Below are 26,324 nucleotides of genomic sequence, written 5' to 3' on the forward strand. Positions count from 1 at the left end.
ATCAAGTTAATTTATCTTTAACAACTCTGTTAAATTTTGTCTTTATTTTTTTTAACCGTACATTTGAAGCGGTGTCATTTACTAATCAAACATATCAGCAGAATATTTTTGCCCGCAGTCTTGCGACGCTTTTTCTGATCATTTTTTTACAGGCTGGATTGGTAAAATATTTTCACCATCATTATGAAGGTGAAACTTATTCGCAAAAAATTAATGGACTAGATTCTAATAATACCCAACTGCAATCATCAGCGAACAAGTGTGATTTATGTGATTTTTTTAAACATCAGTCACCTTTTTTTGATATTGCTAATTCTACGGAATTCCAAATTCCTTCATTAAAACAATTCACGACTAAATCTTTTTTTATTGTTGGAGAAAGCCGTGCTTATCTTCTTTCCTGCACCAATAAAGGACCTCCTTTTATGGCTTAATTTCAGAGCTAAATTTTCAACGTTTAATTTTCTTGCACTGTCCTTCCGGGCGGTCATTTATACATTTATATTATGCTACAAACCATTTCGCTTACTAAAAGCTATGGCGCTCATTTGGCGCTTAATCACCTGAATCTCCATGTCCATTCAGGTGAAGTATATTGTTTATTGGGCCAGAACGGCGCCGGAAAAACAACAACAATTAATCTTATTCTTGGCTTTCTTGAAGCATCTTCCGGAGATATTTTATTTAATAATCAAAATCTTAATGCTGATAAACGCCGACAGCATATCGCTTATATTCCTGAAGTTGTAATGCTTTACGGAAATCTGTCTGCTGTAGAAAATCTCAGCTACTTTTCGCGTTTAGCAGGTTTTAGATACAATTCTTCTGAGCTTGAAAATTTTCTGTCGATATGTGGGCTTCAGACTGATGCACATCATAAAAGACTGAGCGGTTTCAGTAAAGGAATGCGACAAAAAGTTGGTATTGCGATCGCTCTTGCCAAAGATGCACAGCTTATTTTAATGGATGAACCTACAAGCGGGCTTGATCCCAAAGCAACCGAAGAATTTACGGAGATTGTGAAGAAGCTTGCCAATGAAGGAAAATCTGTTTTGATGGCCACCCATGACATCTTCAACGCAGTGAATGTAGGAACCCATATCGGGATCATGAAGCGTGGCGAACTAATTCATACCTTAAAAGCTTCAGAAATCAATGCTACAGATCTTCAAAAGCTTTATTTGCAGACGATCTGAATCTAATGTAACGAAAATATTTGAATTAAAAATTGAATTAAACAAATGTCAAATACCATTTTCATTATAGCCAGGCAAACTTTCAGGCTGGCATTCTCAAATAAGGCTACCCTCTCGCTTGCAATTTTATTAGGAATCTCACTCAGTCTGGCTACTTATGTAGGCTGGGAAAATTATAAGATTCAGAATAAACATCGGGTTGAGTATAAAGAAGAAGTAAGAAAACAATGGCTTGCAAACCCCGACAAACACCCGCATCGGATGGCACATTACGGATATCTAGCTTTTCGGGAAAAACATGAGCTAAGCTTTTTTGATTTTGGAATTGAAAGTTTTGCCGGAGTTTCTATTTTTCTTGAAGCCCACAAGCAGAACAGCGTCAATTTCAGCGAGGCAGGTTTTTCAAACGGAATGCTGCGCTTTGGTGAATTAAGCGTTGCAATGGTCTTGCAGGTGCTTTTTCCGTTGCTGATTATTTTTATCGGTTACAATTGTATTTCCGCAGAACGCGAATCGGGGACTTTAAAAATAATTCTCTGTCAAAACACAACCTGGAAACAACTTTTATGGGGGAAAACCTTTGGATTGCTGGCAATAAGTCTGTCGATATTTATTCCGTTAATGATTTTAACGATCGGTCTTTGGGGAATATTAAGCGAGTGGCAGCTTTCAGCAGATTCAGTGATCAGGCTACTGCTTCTTTTAGGAAGCTATATAGTTTACTTTTTTATTGTTTCTGCAGTTACGGTTTTTATTTCAGCTATGTCTTCCGGCTCAAGATCAGCATTGACGTTTTTATTGGCAAGCTGGATATTTTTCGTCGTAATGATGCCGCGCTTGACGCAGGCTGTAGGCGTTCAGATTTACCCTTCGCCTTCTAAAATTTCATTCTTAGCTGATATTGCAAACGACGTAAAAAAAGAAGGTGACAGCCACGATCCTGATGATCCGCATTATTCAAAAATAAAAGATTCTCTTCTGAAGAAATATCAGGTGGATGATGTGAAAAAGCTTCCTTTCAATTATGGTGGATTTATTATGGCGGAAGGTGAAAAGATCACTTCTAAGATCTACAATAATCATCAAAAGAAATTAAACGAAACATTTTCAAACCAAAACAGCATTACGAATATCGGCAGCTTTCTGAATCCTTATTTAGCATTAAAACAGGTTTCCATGTTGCTGACTGCCTCAGATTTTTATACTTATGTTGATTTTCAGGATCAGGCTGAAGATTATCGCTATCATTTAGCACAGAAAATGAATCAGCTTCAGATCGAAAAAATCAGCAATATCACCCCTGAAGAACATGAAGGGCCGCATATAATCAGCAAAAACAACTGGGCATCGCAGCCGGATTTTAATTACCGTTTTACCAAGATTTCCGATACTATTGCCAAGAATCCGATTGCATTGGTTGCATTGGCTTTTTGGCTGATTATTGTTTCCTTATTCCTTCAATTATCTTTAAAATGGATTAAAACCGTTTAAAATCATGAAAAATACATTCTTATTTGAATTTAAGATATTCTTCAGGAATAAAGCTTCCTGGATGGCCATTATCATCTTGCTGGTAACGGGAATATCGGCGCTTTATTTTGGTAAAGCTTCTATGGAACATCAGCAAAGCGTGATAGAAAAAGCGCAAAATATACAGAAACAGAATACATTAAGTAATCTTGAGCATTTCGGGAATGATACCGGGCTCTTTTTTTATCACAACAAATTTTCTGTAGCCAATGTTCCGAGTAATTGGGCGGCATTTTCAGGCGGTCAAAGGGATGTCAACCCTTTCCTGATTTCAGTAACGATGCTCGGTTTGGAAGGCCAGCTTTACGATACCGACATCAGCAATCCGTTGAGTTTACTAATGGGAAACATCGATTTAGGTTTTATCTATATATTTTTGTTTCCCCTTGTAATCATTGCTTTATGTTACAATCTTCTTTCTGCTCAACAAGAAAATGGTGTCTGGACGCTGTTAAGATCTCAAAGTAAAAAGCCAATTTCTATTATTTTGCAAAAAATGATTGTGAGAATGATCGTGATTTTTGGTGTTGCTTTTTTACTAATGCTGCTAGCCGCCGTTTATTTAAATCTTTCAATAGATAAAACTTTTCTCTCGATATTTTTGATGATATTTCTTTATATTGGTTTTTGGTTTGCGGCAGCGTATTTTGTAATATCTTTCGGAAAATCTTCCAATTTTAATGCTTCTGCTTTAATTGGCGTTTGGGTAAGTTTGGCTATTGTAATTCCTGCTGCACTCAATTTGTATTTATCAACAAGATTTCCAATGCCAGAAGCACTTCAGCATGTGATGGAGCAGCGACAGGGATATCATGAAAAATGGGATATGCCTAAAAATGTTACGATGGAACCTTTTTTTAAACACTATCCACATCTAAAGCAATACCCGTTTGATGCAGATAAAACATTTTCCTGGTTCTGGTATTTTGGCATGCAGCAAATGGGTGATGATGCTAGTTTAAAAAGTCGTCATGCAATGGCCGGCAAACTACAGAAACGTCAGGATTTTGCATCGATGGTTGCTCTCTTTATCCCAACATTGCAAGCACAGTTGTCGGTCAATGCTTTGTCCGGCTCCGACCTGCAATCACATCTTGACTTCCAGCAATTTGTAAGAGATTACCATGAAAAAATACGTCTTAGTTTTTATCCTGTTATTTTTAAGGAAGAACCTGTAATAAAAGATGATGTCTTAAAATTTAGCTTAAAGAAATACAATTCTCCGATTCCGTTTTTGAAAATTGAGTCCATTGTAGCTCTAATAATGATTAGTTTAATTTTAGTGATTGTTGGTTGGTTTAATTTTAGAAAAACTATCGGATAACTGTAATGCAGTGTAGATTAGTTTATGCTGATTTATTCGGGAAGATAATTAATAAATATAAAATTAAACATAAGAAAAATTCCATTGTCTTACAATATTATCGTAAAATCCTGAAATTAATTTTCAGGATTTTTGAGTAAAGAAATGTATAACGTAATTAATGGAAAATGGAAATTACCCATTATCATTTCTGTAGGTGTGGGCAATGAACGGTTTACAGATATTCAAGACAGTATTCCCGGGATTTACACCAAAGGCGATGGCAAAAGATTTAAAAGATTTGGAACAGCATAAATTAATAGAACGAATCAATAGTTCGAAGTGTATGATGAGAACTATCTGAAATAGGACTTGTAAGGCCTGAAAAAGTGACTAAATGTGATTGTTAATGCAAGAAATCTTAATGCAAATTTTTCAAAATGGAACTTCATTACAAGCAATGCTGTGATGAAAACTTAAAGTAGTATTGTATTTATAATAAAAAAGCTCACAAAAATTACATATTTTTATGAGCATTGATAGTACATAATATTAAGTCTGTTTTATGGATCAAAACATGAAAAAGGCTTATTTCTTTTTACTCCTTTTGATTGCAATATTCTTTTTTACTTTTAGTCCCGATTCTTTAAATTCAGTAAAGGCATCTGCTAATGCTTGCATTTCTTCATCCAGGCCCGGGGCAAATTCTTCCGGACGTTCAGGCGCTTGTGGGCTCGGGAAAGATTCACGAGGTTCTTTAAGTGTTGTAAGTTTTGTTCCATCATTAAAAGGTGATGGACCGCTAAAAATCTTTTCCATTAAAGATCCGTCCATACTGAAGGTATACTGCTCTCTATGTAGACCTAAATCGAGTAACCTTTTTACTTCAGGAAACTGAGAAGAGTCAAATTTAGGTACGGGCAACACTTTGCCCCAATCTACGCCTAGTGTTTCCAAAGCTTTTGCAAAAGCAGCCTGATGAGCCTCATCCCGGACAATAAGAAAAGCGACGGTTGCGCGTAAGGTTTTGTTGCTGCTCATCTGATAAATCCGACACTTTTGAATCCTTCCGGTAGCCTCTAGCACCAGATTATCCATTAGATCAAGTACCAGATTTCCGTGATTGTGCACGTAACTTCCACTCCATGGGTTTCCGGCAGCATCTACCGGAAGTGCTGCCTGAGCACCCATAATGTAATGATGCGGATTTTGTTGTTCCTTAGCCATATCAAGGGCAGCGCCGCCGCCTTTACTAGGAGCTTCATACTTGTCTCCCTGATATCTTGGAGACCCATCTAATAGCTGAGAAATAGTTTTCGTAATCAGCTCTACGTGAGAAATTTCCTCAGTACCTACACCTTGAATTAAGTCCAAGTAAGGTGTGGCCTTGCCACGGAAATTAAAACTTTGGAAAAGAAACTGCATCATTGTACGCATTTCTCCGAACTGACCACCCAGTCCTTCCTGCAAAGCATTAGCTGCAGACGGATCCGGTTCGTCGGGGACGATTGGGTTGATAAGATTTTGTGAATGGTAAAACATAATTTTATTTTTTTGGTGTAACATTAAATCAGCTAACACCGTGCCATTTGTCTATGATGTGGTATCTTTAACAGGTTGAAAATTAACTGATTGATAGCGTAAACATTTTGATATTAAAATGTTAGTTTTTTTTACCTAAAGCTATTTTTTATAGTTTTACAAGTCGTAGAACTACTACAAAATTTAAAATAACAGGCTAAAAGATTATTCATAGTAAAATCACTATTTATCTTTGAAGAATAGAAATCACATCAAGCAATAAAATATTAATCTTATAAAAATTTACAAATCATGGCAGCAAATTCAAGAGGAATCTTAAAATTCAACGGAAGCGAAGGACAAAAATTACTAAAGCTGAACTACAGCGTTTCGAGATCTACGGACGTGTCAGGTAGAGTTGCTTCAGATCCTTCTAATGCACTTATCAAACTTACCATTGAGGCTACAGAAAAATCTGATATCCTTGAATCTTTACTAAATGGTAAGTACAAGCCAACTTCGGGGGAAGTCACCTTCAACAAATCTCACGAGGAAGGAACATTAATTACTTTAAACTGGGAAAACGGCTATGTTATTCAACACGAAGTTGACTTTGATGCAGTAGATGAAAACTCCATGTTGATTAGCTTTATAGTAAGTGCCGAAAAAATCAATTATGGTAATTCTGCTTATGAGGGTATTTGGCCAACGGCTTAAACCCATCATCACTAAAAATCAAACTTTTACAGAATAGCATGCTTTTTTAAAAAGTAGGCTATTCTGTCATTATATGATTAAATATTTTTCTTTTTAAGATTGCTATTTTATCAGGATCATTAGATCAAATCTCATTCGAGAGTATAAACATTAATTCACAATAGATAAAGAATGCAATGTTTCAGGATAATAAAACCAACAACCCAAAGGCTCCTGCCAATATAAAGGATTCTGCAACTTTAAAAACATTACAGGATTCCGCAACCACAAAGGCCGTTAGTAAAACTAGCGAAAAAGTACAAAAGGTAAATCAAGAAATTTCACAGATACAAGCTGTAGCGGGAGCTGCTCAAACTGCTTCAGGAATGTTTATGAATCAATATGTTCAGTCAAACAATCCCGCAACAATTAATAACAAATTATGGGCTAATCAGCCAACTTCAAAGATTCTCAATGCGAATGCAATACCTACAAGCCAAATATTGGGCATCAATAGAGTTGTTAAACTAGATATTGTTATTGAAGGAAAACAAATACAGCATTTTAAACATTTTAAACTCAATCAAAGTGCTGTAAAACACCACAATTTTAGTCTGACTTTGGCTCACGATACTTTAGGAAGTGCTGAAAATCACAATTTAGAACAAGCTCAACATTTTTTGGGGAAAAGGTTAACGGTTGTTTTTAAATATAAAGATGTGATCGATGGACCCGAAAGAAACTTTGTAGGTGTAATCACACAGGTAGGCTTCAGTCAGGAGAAAGGTAGTTTGGGAAATATTGTACTGACAGGCTTTAGTCCTACCATACTTTTAGATGCTGCCCCACATATTCAAAGTTTCGGCGGTGCACAGGAAGTCAGCTTAAACAGTATTGCTGATCAGGTGATCAAAGAGGGTTTAGGTGAAAGTAAATTTGATTTCAGAGTTGATGCTCAGTACGGAAATATTTCATACAGTTCACAATATGAAGAAACGCATTACAATTATCTGGCAAGAATTGCTGAGGCTTACGGTGAACAGTTTTTTTATGATGGAGAAGTTCTTCACTTCGGAAAACTTCCTCCTCAGGAACAGTCTGTAAAACTTGCTTACGGTAGTAATGTCAACGATGTTAATATCACCATGAAGGCAGAGCACGTTAACCCATCGTTTTATGGATATAATAGCAGTAAAAATGAAAAACTGACGACTGGAAGCTCAAAAATAAATCACGTTTCAGATATCGCTAAAAGAGCTTACGAAATTTCAGAAAAGACATTTAAAACACCATCTCTAAGAGTTGCTCCCATAAAAGCATCTTCATTTATGGACATTGATTCTTCTCAGAAAGGTGCAGCCGGAAGCAAGGCATCGAGCATATTTGTAACCTCAGGCACAACAACAGTACCGTTTTTATATCCAGGATGTGCTGCAGATATTGAAATGCGAAAATCTGATACCAACCAAACATCATACTTTACGAAGCTACTGATTACAGAAGTAAGTCACGAGGTGGATGCCCGTGGTTATTATTCAGGTAATTTCGAGGCAATAGCAGCAGATTCAGGGTATATTCCGCGTCCTGAATTTGAAACTCCAAGAGCCGATGCACAGTTTGCTAAAGTGATTTCAAATTCAGATCCATTAAATCAGGGAAGAGTTCAGGTGCAGTTTGACTGGCAGCATGGACAAGATACTTCAGAATTTATCCGTGTAATGACACCTGATGCGGGAAGCAGTGATAAAGTAAACAAAAACAGAGGCTTTATGGCGATACCAGAAGTTGGCGATCAGGTAATCGTTAATTTCGTTCATCAGCATCCTGACCGCCCGTTTGTCATGGGAGGAATGTTTCATGGAGGAATTGGTGCTGGCGGTGGTGCAAATAATGATATAAAAAGTTTAAGCAGCAGAAGCGGAAATAAGCTTGAGCTGAATGACGGTTCTGGTTCTGTATTTCTTACCGATCAAGGCGGTGCCAATATGAAATTTGACGGTGGCGGAAATGCTACAACAAATGCTAATTCCAACCACTCGATCAATGCTGGAAGCACTCATACAACAGGCGTGGGTGCTAAAAAAGATTCACCTCCCACATCTTTACTTAAAATGGATGCCAGAGGGAATATTACACTCGATGGAAAAACAAGCATTACGTTACGGGTAGGAGAAAATTCTATTACAATATCTGAGGAAGGAATTACAGCATCTGCAGCAAAAGGAATTATTGATATTTCTGCTTTAGCCGGAGCATTAGGACTATCAAGTATGGGTGGCGCTATGGACATTACTACAGATTCCGCGCTTACAATTACTGGAGGGCCAAGTGCGGTAATGTCTTCGGGGGACACTAATATCATGTAATTCTAAATAATATATCGATGGATGAATTAGAATACATTACCAAAAATGCGCTAATGATGTGTGATCAGGGCGGAGCACCGGATTTTTTTAAACCAAATTATAATACAAAGGTAAAGATTCACGGATGCTTAGTTGCGACCACCGTGGATGCTACACCGCTTATCAATATTCCTTCTTTTAAAGTCTGTAAAATTTCTGGAGGCCCTTGTTTACCGGGTACAGCACCGATGACTTGGCAAGACACGTGGCAGGTAAAGATCAAAGGAAAAAATTCTTTGATTGGTAAAAGTACTTGCCAATGTCCGATTGGTGGAAAAATAGAATTTATGACAAGCGGACAAGTTCCGCTTCCAGCTGACGCAGCTGCCGAAGTTACAGAAATGCAGAATCAGGCACAGCGAGAATTGGATGACAGTGGAAATGGTGATAGTGTGGGTGAGGCTGGCCTTGTTGAGGGAATGATTCCAGTTTGGGGCAGCGGCCGAGATTTAATCAACGATATACAAACAGGAGATGGCTGGGGAGCTGCTATGAATGCGGGCTTTTTAATATGGGACGTTGCTTCTATAGCCGTCGGAGTTGTTTCTTTTGGAGCCGGAACAGTAGCAATGCAGGGAGCAAAAGCTGGATTAAAAGGGACAATTAAAGCGGGCGCAAAAGCTGTTTCAAAAGAAGCCTTGCAACAAATGGGCAAGGCTGCATTGCGAACTCTGAAAAAGGAAGTTCTTGAAAAAAGTATGAAAGAGTTAGCCGCAAAAATCGGATGTTTTTTTGTACGAGCATGTTTCACAGAAGATACATTAATTCACATGCCTGACGGTTTCAAACAAATAAAAGATATAAAAATTGGGGACGAAGTTTTTAGTTACGATCAAAATAAGATAACTATTAGAAAGGTGACGTGCTTGTTTGAAAAAGAAGTGGAAGAAATTCTTGAAATAGAAACAGAAAATGGTATTGTAAGTACAACTAGAAACCATCCCTTCTATGTAGATGGAGAGTTCAAAGATGCCGAACAAATAAAAGTTGATGAAAATATTTTTACAAAAAGCGGAGAAACAAAAGTTTTATCTCTAAATTATATTCCTAAAATCGTAAAAGTTTATAACTTTGAGGTAGAGGAAAATCATTGTTACTTTGTAGGCCATGATGGATTACTAGCGTTGAATAAATGTTATCACACGACTTTCTTTAAAGCATTCCCATGGTTAAAAGGAAAGGTAGTAGTTCATCATGCGGTCGAACAACAAGTCTTAAAAAAATGGCCTGGTTTGTTTGATAAAGAATTTATGCATTCATTAGATAACTTAAGAGGGATTCCAAATAATCTGAACAATACATTACATTTAAGTAGTATCAGAAAAGAATGGAATAAATTCTACAAGAAATTTGATGACGCAGGTCTAATTCCAACCAAACAACAGGTTTTAGATTATGCGAGCGCTGTTGATAAAAAATATGGTAAACTTTTTGACCCCCCATTATAAATTATAAAAATGAAAAACTATCAAAAAATACAACCTGAAGTAATTGTAGGTTTAGGAGAAAAAACGCAATTCTTAGAAAAAGCTCCGCCATTCCGTACAGTAATTAACTTACATATCCAGCTTGAAGACTGGCTCGGTGATGATTTAATGGAATGCCATCCTTGTTATATAGTAACAGAAAGTTTAAAAGAAGGTTTAGAATCGTCAGCTTTTTCTGGTTTTGAATTTTCAGATTTAGAAGTTACGAAGGATGAATATTTTGATGATAATTACCAACTAGATAAAACATTACCAAAATTTTATTGGTTAAAAGTTAAAGGATATCAAACTACAGATGATATGATGCTTGATATTGATAGTGTTTTAAATGTTTCAGATGAGTTATTATTATTTCTACAAAAAAACTACACTCTTAACTGTATGGATATCAATCCTGAAAGAAACGAATTTGACGATTTACTTGATCAAATGATAGCCGACAGTAAGAAAAATAAAGATTAGGAAAATTTATGAGTGTGTCCAAATATCTTTTTGGTGAAAATATCCCATTGCTACATTTTGAAAGCTTTTCTCAAGATTATAATCTGCAGGTCGATAATAAGTTTATAATGGGCAAAGAAAACCCTCCAATATTACTCGCTACAAATTCGGATATAACTATTGAGCAGGAGAAAGAAGGTGAATATATTTTTAATAATATTGATCTTAAAAATATTACAGGAAGTACCGATAATGATGTAATGAGACCGTTTTTAGAGCAAAGTTTGGGTCTTGCAGAAATCAGTCCTATTATTCGCATAAAAAGAAATCATCAGGGCAAAATTTTATCTATAGAACAAAAAGAAAAATTAATTGCTGATTGGGAGCTCTGGAAAGAAAATAAACTAAAATTTGTCTTTACAGAAGAAAAAGAACAACTGAGGTTTATCTCGAATTATGAGGCTGGGCTTAAAAATTTTGAACAAAATTTCAAAAAAAATTTACAATATCTTTTACTGTTGCCTGAAATTTACAACATCATTTTTCCTCCCAACAAACATTATACTTATTTATACAGCGAGTCCCAATTCAATTCCAGATTAGTAGAAGGACTGGAATATCAATATCAAATGAAATTGGTAAAGCTAGAAGAAGAGAATCATACATTATCTTTAGAACTACATTCAATACTAAATAGCAGAGACGAACTCAATAAAAAATTTCTAAATAAAATCTACACTACTCATCCTGAATTTTCAATTAATGATTTCAATTTTAAGATTGAAATAAAATATGTAATTGAGAAATCAACGTCAAAAATAATTTCTGCCGAATTAAATTTTATTGAAATGCTGCATGCTCATCTTTATTATTCAATCATTATGAATCTCAATATATTGAATTCTGGAGAAAGTGAAAAAATAAATTAGCGTAGTTTTTCGGATTACAAAACTTTTATTTTTGCTGACATTTTACATACAGTGTTTACTTGATTTTAATTCTGATTAGATTAAAATGTAGTATTTCTGTTATATATAAAATGATTAAGCTGTTACGTAAAATCAAAACTGTCAACAGAAATTCTGCTGACAGTTTTTTTGAAAGTAAAAAAATAAGTAAAATCAGTATCCCTCGTTCTGAACCAGATATCCTGGCGCACTTGATGCTCCATCGATAGCAGACTGAGGAATTGGAAACAATCTCTTTCTTACATCAGCATTGGTTTTTGATGCATAAGTATCTTCAAAATGACCAAAACGGATCATATCTGTACGTCTTGAATATTCCCAATAAAGTTCAAAACCTCTTTCTCTGTAAAGCAGATTAAGGTTGATCGATGTCAATGCCGGCGGCGTCACTTGCGGACGAGCGGTTCGTGAAGCACGAACTAAATTAACATCACTTAAAGCAGCCCCGTTATTCCCTTTTCGCAATTGCGCTTCGGCCCGCATAAGATAAATATCAGCCAACCTCAACAATACAATATCTGCTTGACCTTTGTTTCTTCCAGAATCCGACGTACTGCTGAATTGATATTTTGCCACGCGATATCCGTCTGAATAATCTTTATTGTTTGGGTTTTCCAGATCAATATCAATTCCGTGATTTACATAACTTGTAAATCCGTCTCTTTGCTCAATCATGGGATAAATTTTATATTGTCCGTTAATCGTTTGGAAAGGCTGACCATTTGAAGAATTTCTCAATCCCCACTGGATTCCTCTCTGAATTCCTCTGTTGATCTGATACGTTGCACCATTAACGAGGAAATAATGGTTGGAATCGTTTGCAGGACTTATGCCTGTAAGATTTTGTAAACTCTGCGGGATAATCAAATTTTCTTTATAGAACCTCGCATCTGCCTGCGCCGGATCTGTACTTCCGTAAGCCTGCACCCATGTATTGTAAAAATATTTGGTTAAAGCCGGTCCGTCAGTTCCGTTCGCTTTCGGGAAAGCTGCTAAAGGATATTGGCTTCCAGACAATGACCAATAGGCTAATCTGTTGTGCGAAGTCGTCAGATTCGAACGTTGATCAATCGCAAAGATCAATTCTTTATTTGAATGATTATTATCATCGAAAATAGAAAAATACTCCGGCGACAAAACAAATAGACCCGAATTGATTACTTTGTTTGTATATTCAATCACTTTATCCATATCAGCCGCAGCGAAAGTAGGCGTCCCGTACGGGTTTCTGTACACTCCCGCATTTAAATACAATTGAGCTAAAAAACCGTTGATCGAAGCCTGAGAAATCCTTCCCGGACCTTTTGTATTATCTAATTGATTGACAACTGCCAGAAATTCACTTTCAATATAATTTACAGCGTCCGCTTTTCTTAAAATAACAGATTGTTCGCTTGCTGCATCTTTTTTGAAAGCAATTCCCCAATAATCAAGCATCAACATATTATAATATGCTCTTAAACCTCGCATTTCGGCTAAAGCTTTTGCCGCTTCAGAATCAGTTGCTGCAAGAGGCTGAAGTCTTTCGATCGCGGTGATTGTTCTTGACAGCATTAATGTAAAAGCATTCCAGGTATCTCTCACAACAACATTTGTAGTTGTGGTGTTGTGCTGATGAAGTTCGATATATTTCCCGCCGTCATACCAATCATTTCCACTTCCTCGGGGAGGCAAAATTGCCTGATCTGAACTTACCAGCTGTAATCCGTAATTTTTAGTATGCGTAAAAGCATCCGGAAGCGGTCCGTAAGCCGGAGCCATTACCGCTGAAATAATATTATCCGTCTGAACATCCAAAGATTCGTCAATAATTTCTTCTGAAAGATCTGTGCAGCCGACAGCAAAAAGCGCACTTAAGCTTACTATTCCTATCAAAAATTTATTTTTCATTTTTCCTTTTTTAAATTTTAATTAAAATCCTACGTTAACGCCAAATACGAAGCTTCTTGCTTTCGGATAGGTACTGTAATCAATCCCAAATGACTGAATTCCACCTTGAGAAATCCCTGTATTGATCTCCGGATCAAACCCTGAATATTTTGTAATCACAAATAAATTCTGAGCAGTCACCGAAAGCCTGATATTTCTTACATGATTACCTATTCCTAAAATTCTCGGATTCAAATTGTATCCCAACGTGGCATTATTTAATCTAAAGAAATCTCCTTTCTCTAAATATCTTGTTGAAATCACATTGGTATTATTCACACTTTCGTTAGGAAATTGAGTGGCAGCATCCGTTGTATTTTGAGAAAGCCCAAGACGACCTCTGGTAAATAAAGTGGAAGCAGTGTTGTTGTAGATCATGTTTCCGGAAACTCCATTAAAGTTAAGTCCAAGATCAAAGTTTCGGTATGCCATTTTAACATATAAATTATAAGTAAAATCCGGCAATGCGCTTCCTGCTGCTACTCTATCATTATCTGTAATGATTCCGTCGCCATCTACATCTCTGAAAATATTGGTTCCGTTTTCACTCAATCCGACAAATTCGCGCACATAAAAAGTTCCGATGGGCTGACCGTTCAAATAACCGTTAATTACCGCATTCGTAGTTCCGGGACCTTGAGCTTCTCCTGTAGAAATTACTTTGTACGGAGAGTCTTTTACTTTATTTTTAATGAAAGCTGCATTAGCTCCAATATTGTAAGTAAAGGATTTGTTTCTATCGCTGCTGTAATCAAGCGCAAATTCCCAACCTGTGTTATGAATCGACATATTCGGAATGTTTTTCCACATCGTTTCTGCCGGCTCAATAGGATCTTCAGGACTTATTTCTAAAAGAATATGGTTTGAAACTTTTTTAAAGAAATCTACTGTACCAGTCAATCTGTTGTTTAAAATTCCGAAATCTACACCTACATTGGTTTGAGTAGTTACTTCCCACTGAAGATCAGGATTATTTGCTCTTACCAAATAAATTCCCACCGGATAATTTCCGCTGTCGTCCATTGGGTATGTTGCCATTCCACTTCCGTCTGAAGCAGATTTGTAGCTTTTTTTGGTAATTTTATTTGGGATTTCCTGATTTCCGGTTTTACCCCAACTTCCTCTCAATTTTAAATTACTGATCATATCAATATCCGAAAGGAAACTTTCTTTGCTGATATTCCATCCTGCAGCAACTGACGGGAAAACTCCGTAACGGTTATTTTCTCCGAATTTTGAAGATCCGTCTGCTCTTAATGTTGCCGTGAGCAAATATTTATCCTGAAAATCATAATTTACTCTTCCAAACCAAGACTGTAATTCGTTTCTGTTGGCAATAGACGATGAAGTCATTGTAGTTTTGTCACCTGCAGGAATTTGATATTGCGGCTCGATTCCGTTATTTGGAAAATTTAAATAGCTCCAGCCTCTAGCCACCAGGAAAAGTCTTTGGTAAGAATGCCCGGCCATTACATTAAAATCGTGATTTTGAATTTTAAATTTATAGGTTAAATAGTTCTCCACCAACGTGTTGTTGTTTGAAAAATAATTAAGATTTAAACTTCCGTTTTCCAAAGGAACAGCGTGCGGAATATTTTGTACAACTCTGTCTGCATTCGAATAATCTACGCCTAAGTTTAATTTATAAGTTAAGCCTTTAATAATTTCAACTGACGGAGAAACATTGGCTAAGATTCTGTTGTTATTTGTAAAATCTGTATAAATATCCTGACGAATCAACGGATTGAAAGCTCCATTATTAAAAATAGTAGTCGGCGAACCATTCGTATATGCCGGATATGTGGGATTAAGTGTCAACATTGTAGAAACCATACTTGTCACACTTGGCCTGTCGTTTTCAGTTTTTGAACCATTGATATTGAAATCAATATTCACTCTTCCGTCAAATGCTTTCTGAGAAACATTCACGCGGCCGGAATATCGTCTCAATGAACTATTGTAAAGAATACCTTCCTGATCTTCATAGCCTAAAGCTGCATAATAATTGGAATTTTCAGTAGCTCCGGCAGCAGAGAAATTAACATTTTTAGAAATAGCCGTTCTTGTCAGTTCGTCTTGCCAATCTGTATTTCCGCCCATGTCATCAAGCTTTGCGCCTATTCCTGTAACTTGCTTTCTGAATTCATCTGCGCTGAAAACATTCATTTTATTCGCAAGGTTTGAAACCGTAAGTGATGAAGAAAGATTCATTTCCGTTCTTCCTTTTTTTCCTTTTTTGGTAGTGATCACAATGACACCGTTGGCACCTCTCGCACCATAAATTGCAGATGCGGAAGCATCTTTCAACACATCCATAGAAGCAATATCGTCGGGATTGATAAAGTTCATCGGATTGTTGGCAACTCCTGTATTGCTGTTATCGATTACAAAACCATCAATAACGTATAAAGGTGTTGTTCCGGAACGTAAACTCCCTACTCCACGAATAACAATATTTTGATTAGCGCCCGGTTCACCGCTTATATTGGCAACATTTACTCCGGCAACTTTACCTTGAAGAAGCTGACCAACGTTAGCTACAAGACCTTTATTGAAATCTTCGCTCTTCACAGATCCGATTGCTCCGGTAACATCAGATTTTTTCTGAGAGCCGTAACCAACCATTACCACCTCATCAATATCTTTCATTTTAGTCTCATCCTTTACAGTATCAGAGATTTTATCCTGCGCAAATGTAAAACCTACACAACTCATCAGAACTGTCGGTACCAAATAAATACGTTTCATTCTTTTTTTTGTGCAAAATTAGGCTTGTCCAACACCAGAGTATGTTAAGCTAGTTTTAAAAAATAAATATCAATAAGTTAATACAATATGAATTTCATTGTTAAAAATTAAATTTATATAAACTTTTAAAACAGTTCGTTTTCTAAAAAACTTTTAATCAACAAACTATCCGTTAACATTGGTTTAATAGTTTTTAACTCCACTTTTGAATGAGCTATTTCGGAGTAATTTTGCAACTATTATCGTTTAAATTAAATTATTAAAAATTCAATAATTATGAAATTTTTATGCAAAATTACTATTTACAGAAAAACATTTTTATTCTCTTTGCTTCTTTTTACAGCAATTTTTAAAGCCCAAACCGAAAAACCTCTTAATATCATTTTTATGATCGGTGACGGAATGGGCGTTTCCCAAGTCACTTCGGTATTTTATTTTAGTGATTCAGAACCTAATTTCCAGAAGTTTAAAATTGTCGGGCTTTCTGAAACTTCCTCAACCAGCGATTGGGTGACAGATTCCGCCGCCGGAGCAACCGCTTTATCGACTGGTGAAAAAACATATAAACGCGCCATTGGCGTTGATAAAGACTCAATTGCGTTACCAACGATTCTCGAGCAACTTCAGAAAAAAAACTATCAAACAGGATTGGTAAGTCTTACGAGCATTACTCACGCAACGCCTGCATCTTATTACGCACACGTGAAAGACAGAGATCTTCATGAAGATATTGCGCTAGATTTGGTAAAAGCAAACGTAAATTTCTTAGCAGGTGGCGGTTTAAAATTTTTCAATAAAAGAAAAGACAAAAAAAATCTTCTGAATGAATTTAAAAAGCTCAATTATAATATTGACACTTTAAAACTTTCAAAACCGATTCAAGATAAAAACAACTTTTATCTTTTGGCGCAGGACGAGCTTCCGAATAAAGTTCAAGGACGAGGAGATTTTCTTCCGGAAGCAACGCAGACAGCGTTAGAATATTTCGCTAAAAAGAACAAGCCGTTTTTTCTGATGGTTGAAGGTTCATTTATCGATTGGGGCGGTCATGCAAAAGATGGCGAAATGATGGTGAAAGAAGTTTTGGACTTCGATAAAACCATTGGCGTGGTAATAAAATTCATAAAAGAAAATCCGAATACATTATTGGTTGTCACAGCAGATCATGAAACAGGAGGCGCAAGCATAGGAAAATTCATGGGAAAAGATCCCAAAACCGGAAAAGAGAAAGAAATAAAAAATAAAGTTCAGGTCAATTTTATCGACAATCAACACACAGCGGCCCTCGTTCCTGTTTTTGCGATGGGAAAAGGCCAGGAAATATTTTCCGGCGTTTATCCGAACAATATGATTTATCACAAACTTGTGGAAGTATTAAAAAGATCAGGAGTTCAAATTCAATAATTATTTAAAAATATGAATTCACTTAATTATAGGATAACATTGTTTTTAGTTCTTTTATTAGGATTAAAAATTTCAGCACAAGCCCCAAAAGCTCATTCTCATAACGATTACGAACAAAAAATTCCGTTTTGGTATGCTTTGGGAGCGGGCGCGCAATCTATTGAAGCAGATGTTTTTTTTGAAAACAATGAATTGTTTGTAGCGCATGACAAAAAAGAAATTTTAAAAGAAAGAACTTTTGAAAATCTTTATTTAAAACCTATTGAGCAATGTTTGGAATTAAATTTAGCCCAAAATCAAACCGTGCAAATTCTGATCGATATAAAAACTGATGCAAAAACTACGCTTCAGAAAATCGTTTCCGAAATTCAAAAACACCCGAAAATTGTTAATCAAAAAATATTCACTTTTGTTATTTCAGGAAATCAGCCGAAACCTGAAGAATACGATTTTTACCCTGATTTCATTCAATTTGATTATCAAAACATTCAAAATCTCAGTCCGCAACAATGGAAAAAAGTAGCTTTAATCAGCTTAAACTTCAAACAATATTCCGGCTGGAACGGCAAAGGTGGATTGACAGAAGAAGATCTTCCAAAAGTAACAGGAATTATTAAAGAAGTGAAAGTTTTCAAAAAGCCGATTCGCTTTTGGGCAATTCCCGATTCTAAAACTTCGTGGGAATTCTTCGCAAACGCCGGCGTAGATTACATCAATACCGACAAACCAAAAGATTGCGTTGAATATATATCAACATTAAAAGCCAGAACTTTTAAAAACAATCTTTTTTCGGACGTTTATATTCCGAAATTTCTTTATGAAAACAAAAATATACCTGTAAAAAACGTTATTTTATTAATTGGTGATGGAAATGGTCTTTCACAAATTTCTTCATCCGTTTTAGCCAACAACGGAGCATTGACTTTAACCCAACTGAAAAATATAGGTCTGATTAAAACATCTTCTACAGATAATTTTTCGACCGATTCTGCAGCCGGAGCTTCCGCTTTTGCGACAGGAAAGAAAACCAAAAACAGATTTATAGGTGTTGATTCAAGCGGAAAAGCAATCGAAAATCTTATTGAAATTTTAAGCGAGAAAGGATTTAATACCGGAATTATCACCACAGACGAAATTGTAGGCGCGACGCCTTCAGCCTTTTACGCTCATCAAAAAGATCGCGGAATGGAAAAAGAAATTGCTGAAGATCTGGCAAAAAGTAAACTCACTTTCTTTGCGGCAGGCGGAAAATCAAAAGTTTTTAAAATGCCTCAATTTGAAATTGCAGAAAAGCCGAAAGACATTGGAAAAAGCAAAGCAAATCGTTTATCATATTATATTTCAGATAATGGCGTGCCTTCAGTTTTAAAAGGTCGAGGAAATTTATTGTCTGAATTTGTAGAAAATGGTTTGCAATATTTAAATGCTAAAAATAAACCTTTCTTTATGATGATTGAAGCCGCTCAGATCGACAGCGGCGGTCATAGCAACAACACAGGAACGATTGTCACAGAGGGAATAGATTTCGACCGGGCCATTACCAAAGCAGTACAATACGCTGATCAAAACCCCGGAACTTTGGTGATAATTACCGCAGATCATGAAACAGGCGGCTTTAGCATTCCTCATGGAAATTTACAATCTCATACGGTTGAAGGCGATTTTACAACAGACGATCATTCAGCTACATTAGTTCCGGTGTTTTCCTACGGTTCAGGCTCAGAAATTTTTACGGGAGTATATGAAAACAATGAAATTTTCCATAAAATATTAAAAGCTTTGAAAGTAAATTAGTATTATACCTGTTGTGCATTTTGAATCATTGTCTTTCGAAAATAAGTGAAACGGCGTTGTTTAGCTTGATATCTATACTTTTTTACAATTTTTTTGTATAGCCTTGCGTTTTTTTATCGCTAGGAAAAACAATGTTTTACAATAAATTCTGTTTTTAAGATAAACAATGGCATTTCATTTAGTAAAGAAATAAAAAGACTTTAATTATCAATTACTTGACAGTGTATGCAAAATGCACAACGGGTTAGTATTATAATTATTTTTTCTAAAATATACAGTTTTGAAAAAACATTTTTCTATTCATCTTTTGGTTGCTTTACTGCTTTCGCTAAACGTATTTGCGCAAGATAAAGCCATTCAAATAGCCTTTTTGGCAGATGTTCATTTTCAGGATCTTTATGGAGACTTTTCAGATAATGCATTCAGAGGAGTAGAAAATCCAAAAACCAAAAAGAAAACCTTATTGAGAACATTGGATTCTCAGCTCCATTCGACAAGAATTTTTAATGAAAATTATTTTGCTTTTCTGGCCGCTTTGGATGATGTTGCAAAACGGGGAATTAAAATCGTCGCACTTCCCGGTGATTATACTGATGACGGACAAGCCTACAATTTGAGAGGTTTGAAAAGAATTTTAGATGAGTATGAGAAAAAGTATGGGATGAGATTTTTTATTACCACAGGAAATCACGATCCGGTAAGTCCGTTTTTGAAGGATGGTGGTAAATCTGATTTTTTAGGCGAAAATGGAAGTCCTGTTAATATTTTCAGTAATAAAAATTTAGTTCAAAATAATGGTCAAGAAACCTTCATTACCAAAGATATTGCGATGTCAGGCTATCTTGAAATTATGAACGAGCTCAAAGAATTTGGGTTCTACCCTACTGAAAAAGATCTGTTTTGGGAAACTCCATTTAGTCATCGTTCTTATAAAAATTATAGTTTTAAAAAAGCTTTAAAAAGTTCAGAATATTCCAACAGAATGTATGAAGTCAGTCAGGGATTTTCTGTTCCTGATTTGAGTTATGTGGTAGAACCCGTGAATGGAATTTGGCTTTTAGCAATTGACGGAAATACCTATTTGCCAAAAAACATTAATGGAAATCTAAAAGATCCCGATAATTTTCATGGCGCTTCCGTTGGATATAATAATGTACTTTCCAATAAAAAACATTTGATTGATTGGGTGAAAAATATTTCAAAAGAAGCAGAAAAAAACCGCAAAGTTCTCATTGCATTTACGCATTATCCGATACTTGATTACAATGACAGAGCTTCTGAAGATATTAAAAATTTATTAGGTAAAAATAAATGGCAGCTTGACAGATTACCAAATGATCAGGTTGCTCAGGTTTTTGCAGATGCAGGACTGAAACTTCATTTTGCAGGTCACATGCACATCAACGACACCGGAATTAAAAAGTTTGAAAATGGAAAAATGCTGGTCAACATACAGGTTCCTTCGTTGGCAGCTTATCTTCCAGGATATAAAATTTTGACGGTGAATTCTCCCACAGATTTTGAAGTGGAAACGGTTTCTATTACTGATGTTCCACGTTTTGATGAGCTATTTCCTTTGTATCAGAAAGAGTTTGAGGCTTTAAAAAGTCAGAACACAAAAGATATCTGGAACATTGACATTTTAAAAACAAAAAATTATCACGATTTCACATTATTTCATTTAAAAGAACTGGTGCGACTGAGATTTGTTCCTTCAGATTGGCCTAAAGATTTTATTAAAAAAGCCTCCAAACTTTCAGGAGAAGATTTACTTTATTTAAGTATTGCCACCGCAAATTCAAATAAAATAAATGCAGGAAATTTTAAAACATGGAATTTTGAAGATGCTTTATTAAATCTTTATCAATTGCAGTCTGCAGACGAATTAGCAAAAAAAGATATTCCTAAAAAACGCTTTTCACAATTCAAAATTTTGCAAGAAAATTTCGAAAAACTGAACACAGAAGATGAATTTCTAAATCAGTTGAAAACGTTCTTCAGGATTTTAAATAAGTTGTCTTCGGGAGATCCTGCGGATCATTTCAAAATTGATTTTGAGAAAGGGAAGATTTACATTACAGAAGTCTTAAAAAAATAGGTATGTCGATGACGGTTGATTAAAAGACGTCGAGAAAAAATACTCACTGAATTTAAGATTATAATGAGTTTTGGAAGAAACTATCAAAGGAACAGATAGCGTGGTGCTAGATATAAATTAGTAAATTAGCGGTGACTTATTCAATTCTATTAGCCAAATTTAATATAGCCCTCAATGAAAAAAATAACATTTCTTATTTTTTCCAGCATTCTGTTCTTCCTGACAAGTTGTAAAAAGGAGGAGGCTATAGAATTGGAGGATTTCAACTTTAATACAAAGCCTTCGACGTATGTTTCAGCAAAAAACAAATACAAAACTTATGACAACTACTATCAAATAAAATCTGAAGTAATAGGAGTTGATACGATCTACGATGGTGAATTTATCGGGAGTGAAAAACCTATAAGAATTGAATACAGACAGAATGCTTTTTCTTACAATGATGTTTTAGCCAGGTTTGAAGATTTTAATTTTAACGCTATCAATTTTGCCACAACTTTAGATGGAAAAATTATGGTCTTTAATGGTGTTGCCGGAAGAGTATCACAGGAAGAAACTCAACAGTTTGTGGAATTATTAAATAAAAAATATGGAAAGGCTGAAAAAAGTAAAGGAAGCTTTATAAACCCTTACGACATCTATACATGGCCCTTAAAAGACAGAATCATTAAATATTGTATAGTAAGTGATGATGAAAGCAATACATTAAAAATAGGAGCCGATAAATCGGAAGAAATCTTAAAGAAAGATAAAATAGATTCTCACGTTAAAGCCTATATTTTTATTGTAAAAAAGGAATATACAAACCAAATTATTGGTAAGATGCAGTCCGGCGACTTATTATATTGCAATTAATGCGGTCATTTTTAGAACCTTAAATTTCGGCTTCTTACAATCTTGACACTTGGAAACCATAAATATAACCTATGGAAATATTATCATTACCTTTGTATTGCTGATGAAAACAATATTTTCTTTATTGCTGCTTTTCGCTTACTTAAATGTAGCCCTGATTCCGCAATTATATGAAACAGACGCTTATGATAGTAACGGAAAGCAAATTGATGACATCAATTCAGTCTCAGAATGGATCAGTATTACCTTGGGTCTCGATACAACGGTAGATGATGAAGACAGCGATAATGAACAAAGTTATGTTAACGCCAACTTTGTCATTGCCAGCGTTCCTCCGTTATTTAATATTAATAATTATATTTTCAGTTTCCAACTTTTCAATATACAGGAAAATAAATTTTCTATATTTTCAGACATTGCTCCTTTCAGCATCAATTTATGCATGGAATCTCCTCCTCCGGAGTTTTAATTATTTGTTTTTTTTCAAAATAATAACTGTCGTTAGTCACAATGTATTGTTATATAAGGTAAAAACACTACGAAGACTTCTTTCAGTATTGTATATACCTTGTTTTGCTGTTTTCTCACAGAAAATCTCATAATCTTTTTGGCTTATAATTTAAAATAGATTGGTATTTCAAAAGGAATCAGTTCATTTTACGATTAATTTGATTGAATGCAGACACAAAAATTAAAAAAATGGAATTACTTATAATATTGATACTTGTTTTATTAAACGGAATTTTTGCAATGTCAGAACTGGCGTTGGTTTCTTCAAGAAAATTCAAATTGGAATCTGCTAGAAAAAAAGGGAATAATGGGGCTAAAAAGGCCTTAGAATTATCCGAAAACCCTACTCGATTTCTGTCCACCGTTCAGATTGGTATTACATTAATCGGTATTTTGCTTGGTGTTTATAGTGGCGAAAACTTAACAAATGATGTGGTCATTTTTCTCAATAAATTTGAGACGATAAAGCCGTATTCTCCACAAATTGCAACTACACTAATTGTAATTTTCATCACTTATTTATCCATTGTATTAGGAGAACTTTTACCAAAAAGACTCGGAATGACCTTCCCCGAACCCATCATTTCAATATTGGCAAAACCGATGTGGATTTTGTCAATCATTACTTCTCCGTTCGTCTGGTTACTTACATTTTCAAACAATTTACTTTTAAAACTGTTAGGCATAAAAAATAAAACCGATAATGCGATCTCTGAGGAAGAAATAAAATCAATCATAAAAGAAAGTGCAGAAGGTGGTCAAATTCAGGATATTGAACAGGATATCGTAAATCGAGTTTTCGAGTTTGGAGATCGAAAAGTAAATTCTTTATTTACTCATAAGAGTGATCTTGTTTTCTTTACTACAACTGATACGTGGGATGACATAAAGCATAAAATAAACCAAGAAAAGCACTCGGCATATCCAGTTTCAAAGTCCGGAAATTTAGACGAAATATTGGGCATTGTTTTGTTAAAAGATTTGTTTCCTGCAACGACCGAAGATCAATTTAGTATTGAAGATTTCCTCGTAAAGCCCATCTATTTTAATAAAAATACACATGCCTACAAAGTTTTGGAAATTTTTAAAAAAGAAAAACTCCATTACGGAATTGTTGCCGACGAATACGGTACCATACAAGGCATGGTAACCATGGATGATGTTATGGATGCGCTGATCGGAGATGCTACCGAAGGTAATCAAGAAGAATATGAAATCACCCAAAGAGACGAAAAAAGTTGGTTTGTTGATGGTCAGTATTCAATTGTAGAATTTGCAAAATATTTTGACATCAATTTGACCGATCAACAGTATTCTAATTTTTCTACTGTTACAGGGCTCATTATTAATCAAACACATGAAGCCCCACAGATAGGCGATAAAATTTTTATAGAGCATTACGCTCTTGAAGTCATTGATAAAGACGGACAAAAAATTGATAAAATCTTAATCACGAAAAATTAACATTACCATTCAAAAAAGTTCAATTATAAACAAGAATGGCTATTTTTGTCTTTCAAGGACAAGCGGTATTCTATGGATAAAAAAACTCAAGAACTCAAAAGTGTGATCCTCACCTGTAATCTTTGGTGGTTTAAAGGAAACTAAATAAAAGATGATTGAAGAATTAGTCAGAATTGAAAAGACATTAAGCGAACGCATAAGCAATTTGGTCGAAGATCAGGAAAGCAGAGCTTACTTTGGATATAATTTTCAAATTCGATCTTTGCACTTCAAATTCAGGAAAGCCAAAGTCACACCCTTGAAAGCAGGCCAGTTTGTAACACTTTGGCGAAGAAATCTGAAACAACAAACTGAACCTTTTCGGGAAAATGACAATTTTGACTTTTATCTTATCGCTACTGAACAGGAAGATCATTTTGGTTTCTTTATCTTTCCAAAACAAATCTTAATAGCAAAACAGATCCTCTCAACAGAAAAAAAAGAAGGCAAACGTGGTTTTAGAGTGTATCCGGACTGGGATATCGCAAGCAACAAACAAGCTATACAAACAAAACATTGGCAAAGCTCTTTCTTTATCAACTTAACAACAAAGGAGTCTAAATCAACAGAAAAATTGACTCACATCTTGCAGTTCAGTTAATATTCTATTGTAGTTACATCGCAAGAGGTTTAGCTTAGGTAATGATTAAAGATCATTTCTTTTCAGAAATTTAATCGCAATCCCAATTTGCCCCAGATGATAAAAGTCGTGATGGATAAGTCCGGTGACCAAATACTGAAAATTGTGCGGAAAAGACGGATCTGCGAATGGATACGGACTGTACAGATAATAATCGTCTTTTTCTTCCAGGAATGATATCAGCTGTTGTTGACTGCTATAGAATTCATTTATAAGATTTTTCCAGCCATTTACTTTAAGATCTTCATTACTTCGCCAATTGGCAGCATCCGTCATCTCCAAACCTCTTGGGTTTCCTTTAAGTCTGCTTAAAACCTCTTTGCGCCATACCGCTAAATGAGAAATAATTTCCGCAACACTATGCATTTGGGAAATAGGACGCTCAAAAGCTGTTTTTTCGTCAACTTGTAAAAGTTTTTTTTCGAAATTTTCATCAAGCCATAGGTCGCCATTCTCAACGTCTTTCAATTGCTGAATAAAATCTTTAATCAAAATATTTTCCATCTGTTTATTATTAAATGAGTTTGACTTTTTTGTAATTCCTATTTATAAATTTAACTATAAAAATGGTATTTACTTATGATTGAAAATATTTTTTCACTCCCCAAACTACCAAAGTCTCTCCTCTTATAAAGTTTAAATTGATGTATTTGCAAACCAAACATTATGATGTTAATGCGTTAAATTTAATGAAATCATACAACTGCTCTTTTCGCCCTTATTTAAAGAAATTTACAGGAGAAATCGTTCTGCAATAAAGTATCCGGCCCCAATGACTAATAAGGGAAGAGCTATCGAAACCAGCACCAATGTCCATGTAAACAATCTAAAGTAACTATACAACGACGCATTTGAAGGATTGGAAGGGTCATAGATTATGGTCTCTGTCTCACCTATTTTCCACGCTGGCGGATCGCTTCCTTCAGGCAATTCGTATGTAATTAATTCGTTGTTGCTAGTGAGAAAGGTGAAGATCGGCACGTAAACTTCGCCATCAGATTCATACATTCGTAAGTCAATTACTGTAGCGGTAGCTTTATTTCCTTTTCTTAAAAATTCTATTGTATGGCGGAAGCTGAATATTGCCGCTATAAGTAACACCAACCCCAATGCTAGGATTATATAATATTGCCACATAGTTTTATTTTTAATTATTTCCATTTCATCCGCTATGATACATTGTACTGATAAACAACAGTATATTCGCGAATATAATATAAATTTCGCAAAGTAATGAAGATTATATGTGAAATTCTAAAACAATAACTGCGAAACACAATACAATTAAATAATTTT

General features: G+C 35.2%; 22 protein-coding genes. 17 read left to right on the forward strand and 5 right to left on the reverse strand.

Annotated features, from left to right (window positions below; translation table 11 throughout):
* Positions 1 to 71 precede the first annotated feature (71 nt).
* The 5 genes from AC6CHK_RS08385 to AC6CHK_RS08405 all read left to right on the forward strand — a co-directional run bounded on the left by AC6CHK_RS08385 (position 72) and on the right by AC6CHK_RS08405 (position 4,344).
* Positions 72 to 434: a hypothetical protein gene (locus tag AC6CHK_RS08385; RefSeq protein ID WP_498095203.1), complete on the forward strand. Its 363-nt coding sequence runs from the start codon at positions 72 to 74 to the stop codon at positions 432 to 434.
* A gap of 72 nt (positions 435 to 506) precedes the next feature.
* A complete protein-coding gene (locus AC6CHK_RS08390) occupies positions 507 to 1,196 on the forward strand; it encodes an ABC transporter ATP-binding protein (RefSeq protein ID WP_498095204.1) in 690 nt (229 codons plus the stop codon).
* A gap of 45 nt (positions 1,197 to 1,241) precedes the next feature.
* Positions 1,242 to 2,687 (forward strand): ABC transporter permease, encoded by a 1,446-nt coding sequence (locus tag AC6CHK_RS08395; protein WP_498095205.1) that lies wholly within the window; start codon positions 1,242 to 1,244, stop codon positions 2,685 to 2,687.
* Between the two features lie 4 nt (positions 2,688 to 2,691).
* A complete protein-coding gene (locus AC6CHK_RS08400) occupies positions 2,692 to 4,050 on the forward strand; it encodes a DUF3526 domain-containing protein (RefSeq protein ID WP_498095206.1) in 1,359 nt (452 codons plus the stop codon).
* Positions 4,051 to 4,194: 144 nt separating this feature from the next.
* A complete protein-coding gene (locus AC6CHK_RS08405) occupies positions 4,195 to 4,344 on the forward strand; it encodes a winged helix-turn-helix transcriptional regulator (protein ID WP_498095207.1) in 150 nt (49 codons plus the stop codon).
* Between the two features lie 273 nt (positions 4,345 to 4,617).
* Here AC6CHK_RS08405 and AC6CHK_RS08410 read toward each other — a convergent pair whose 3' ends face one another.
* Positions 4,618 to 5,571, reverse strand: coding sequence for a manganese catalase family protein (locus tag AC6CHK_RS08410; RefSeq protein WP_498095208.1), 954 nt, complete (start codon positions 5,569 to 5,571; stop codon positions 4,618 to 4,620).
* A gap of 291 nt (positions 5,572 to 5,862) precedes the next feature.
* Between AC6CHK_RS08410 and tssD the strand changes: the two genes are divergently transcribed.
* The 5 genes from tssD (at position 5,863) to AC6CHK_RS08435 (ending at position 11,508) form a co-directional block, all read left to right on the forward strand.
* Positions 5,863 to 6,267, forward strand: coding sequence for a type VI secretion system tube protein TssD (gene tssD, locus AC6CHK_RS08415; protein ID WP_498095209.1), 405 nt, complete (start codon positions 5,863 to 5,865; stop codon positions 6,265 to 6,267).
* Positions 6,268 to 6,443: 176 nt separating this feature from the next.
* A complete protein-coding gene (locus AC6CHK_RS08420; RefSeq protein WP_498095210.1) occupies positions 6,444 to 8,612 on the forward strand; it encodes a type VI secretion system Vgr family protein in 2,169 nt (722 codons plus the stop codon).
* Positions 8,613 to 8,629: 17 nt separating this feature from the next.
* Positions 8,630 to 10,099, forward strand: a complete 1,470-nt coding sequence (locus AC6CHK_RS08425; RefSeq protein WP_498095211.1) for a polymorphic toxin-type HINT domain-containing protein — start codon at positions 8,630 to 8,632, stop codon at positions 10,097 to 10,099.
* 9 nt (positions 10,100 to 10,108) lie between these two features.
* Positions 10,109 to 10,600 (forward strand): hypothetical protein, encoded by a 492-nt coding sequence (locus AC6CHK_RS08430; protein ID WP_498095212.1) that lies wholly within the window; start codon positions 10,109 to 10,111, stop codon positions 10,598 to 10,600.
* A gap of 8 nt (positions 10,601 to 10,608) precedes the next feature.
* Entirely contained in the window at positions 10,609 to 11,508 is a 900-nt protein-coding gene (locus tag AC6CHK_RS08435; protein ID WP_498095213.1) for a hypothetical protein, read from the forward strand.
* A 192-nt stretch (positions 11,509 to 11,700) separates the two neighbouring features.
* Here the strand turns inward: AC6CHK_RS08435 and AC6CHK_RS08440 are convergent, their stop codons facing one another.
* Positions 11,701 to 13,437, reverse strand: coding sequence for a RagB/SusD family nutrient uptake outer membrane protein (locus AC6CHK_RS08440; RefSeq protein WP_498095214.1), 1,737 nt, complete (start codon positions 13,435 to 13,437; stop codon positions 11,701 to 11,703).
* 21 nt (positions 13,438 to 13,458) lie between these two features.
* Positions 13,459 to 16,224: a SusC/RagA family TonB-linked outer membrane protein gene (locus AC6CHK_RS08445; protein WP_498095215.1), complete on the reverse strand. Its 2,766-nt coding sequence runs from the start codon at positions 16,222 to 16,224 to the stop codon at positions 13,459 to 13,461.
* A 276-nt stretch (positions 16,225 to 16,500) separates the two neighbouring features.
* Between AC6CHK_RS08445 and AC6CHK_RS08450 the strand changes: the two genes are divergently transcribed.
* The 7 genes from AC6CHK_RS08450 to AC6CHK_RS08480 all read left to right on the forward strand — a co-directional run bounded on the left by AC6CHK_RS08450 (position 16,501) and on the right by AC6CHK_RS08480 (position 24,989).
* Positions 16,501 to 17,628: an alkaline phosphatase gene (locus AC6CHK_RS08450; RefSeq protein ID WP_498095216.1), complete on the forward strand. Its 1,128-nt coding sequence runs from the start codon at positions 16,501 to 16,503 to the stop codon at positions 17,626 to 17,628.
* 12 nt (positions 17,629 to 17,640) lie between these two features.
* Entirely contained in the window at positions 17,641 to 19,422 is a 1,782-nt protein-coding gene (locus AC6CHK_RS08455) for an alkaline phosphatase (protein ID WP_498095217.1), read from the forward strand.
* A 280-nt stretch (positions 19,423 to 19,702) separates the two neighbouring features.
* Positions 19,703 to 21,520 (forward strand): metallophosphoesterase family protein, encoded by a 1,818-nt coding sequence (locus AC6CHK_RS08460; protein ID WP_498095218.1) that lies wholly within the window; start codon positions 19,703 to 19,705, stop codon positions 21,518 to 21,520.
* 174 nt (positions 21,521 to 21,694) lie between these two features.
* Positions 21,695 to 22,375 (forward strand): hypothetical protein, encoded by a 681-nt coding sequence (locus AC6CHK_RS08465; protein ID WP_498095219.1) that lies wholly within the window; start codon positions 21,695 to 21,697, stop codon positions 22,373 to 22,375.
* 49 nt (positions 22,376 to 22,424) lie between these two features.
* Positions 22,425 to 22,844: a hypothetical protein gene (locus AC6CHK_RS08470; RefSeq protein WP_498095220.1), complete on the forward strand. Its 420-nt coding sequence runs from the start codon at positions 22,425 to 22,427 to the stop codon at positions 22,842 to 22,844.
* 230 nt (positions 22,845 to 23,074) lie between these two features.
* Positions 23,075 to 24,349 carry a hemolysin family protein gene (locus AC6CHK_RS08475; protein WP_498095221.1) on the forward strand — a complete coding sequence of 425 codons (1,275 nt, stop codon included), beginning with the start codon at positions 23,075 to 23,077 and terminating at the stop codon, positions 24,347 to 24,349.
* Positions 24,350 to 24,500: 151 nt separating this feature from the next.
* Entirely contained in the window at positions 24,501 to 24,989 is a 489-nt protein-coding gene (locus tag AC6CHK_RS08480) for a MepB family protein (protein WP_498095222.1), read from the forward strand.
* A 45-nt stretch (positions 24,990 to 25,034) separates the two neighbouring features.
* On the opposite strand, the gene AC6CHK_RS08485 is transcribed toward AC6CHK_RS08480, so the two are convergent.
* Together AC6CHK_RS08485 and AC6CHK_RS08490 are read right to left on the reverse strand one after the other, a co-directional pair.
* On the reverse strand, positions 25,035 to 25,532 hold the full coding sequence (locus AC6CHK_RS08485) for a DinB family protein (RefSeq protein WP_498095223.1): 498 nt from the start codon (positions 25,530 to 25,532) through the stop codon (positions 25,035 to 25,037).
* Positions 25,533 to 25,760: 228 nt separating this feature from the next.
* Positions 25,761 to 26,189, reverse strand: a complete 429-nt coding sequence (locus AC6CHK_RS08490; RefSeq protein ID WP_498095224.1) for a DUF3592 domain-containing protein — start codon at positions 26,187 to 26,189, stop codon at positions 25,761 to 25,763.
* Between the last annotated feature and the right edge of the window lie 135 nt (positions 26,190 to 26,324).

This window comes from Chryseobacterium sp. GQ58 (assembly GCF_059758895.1).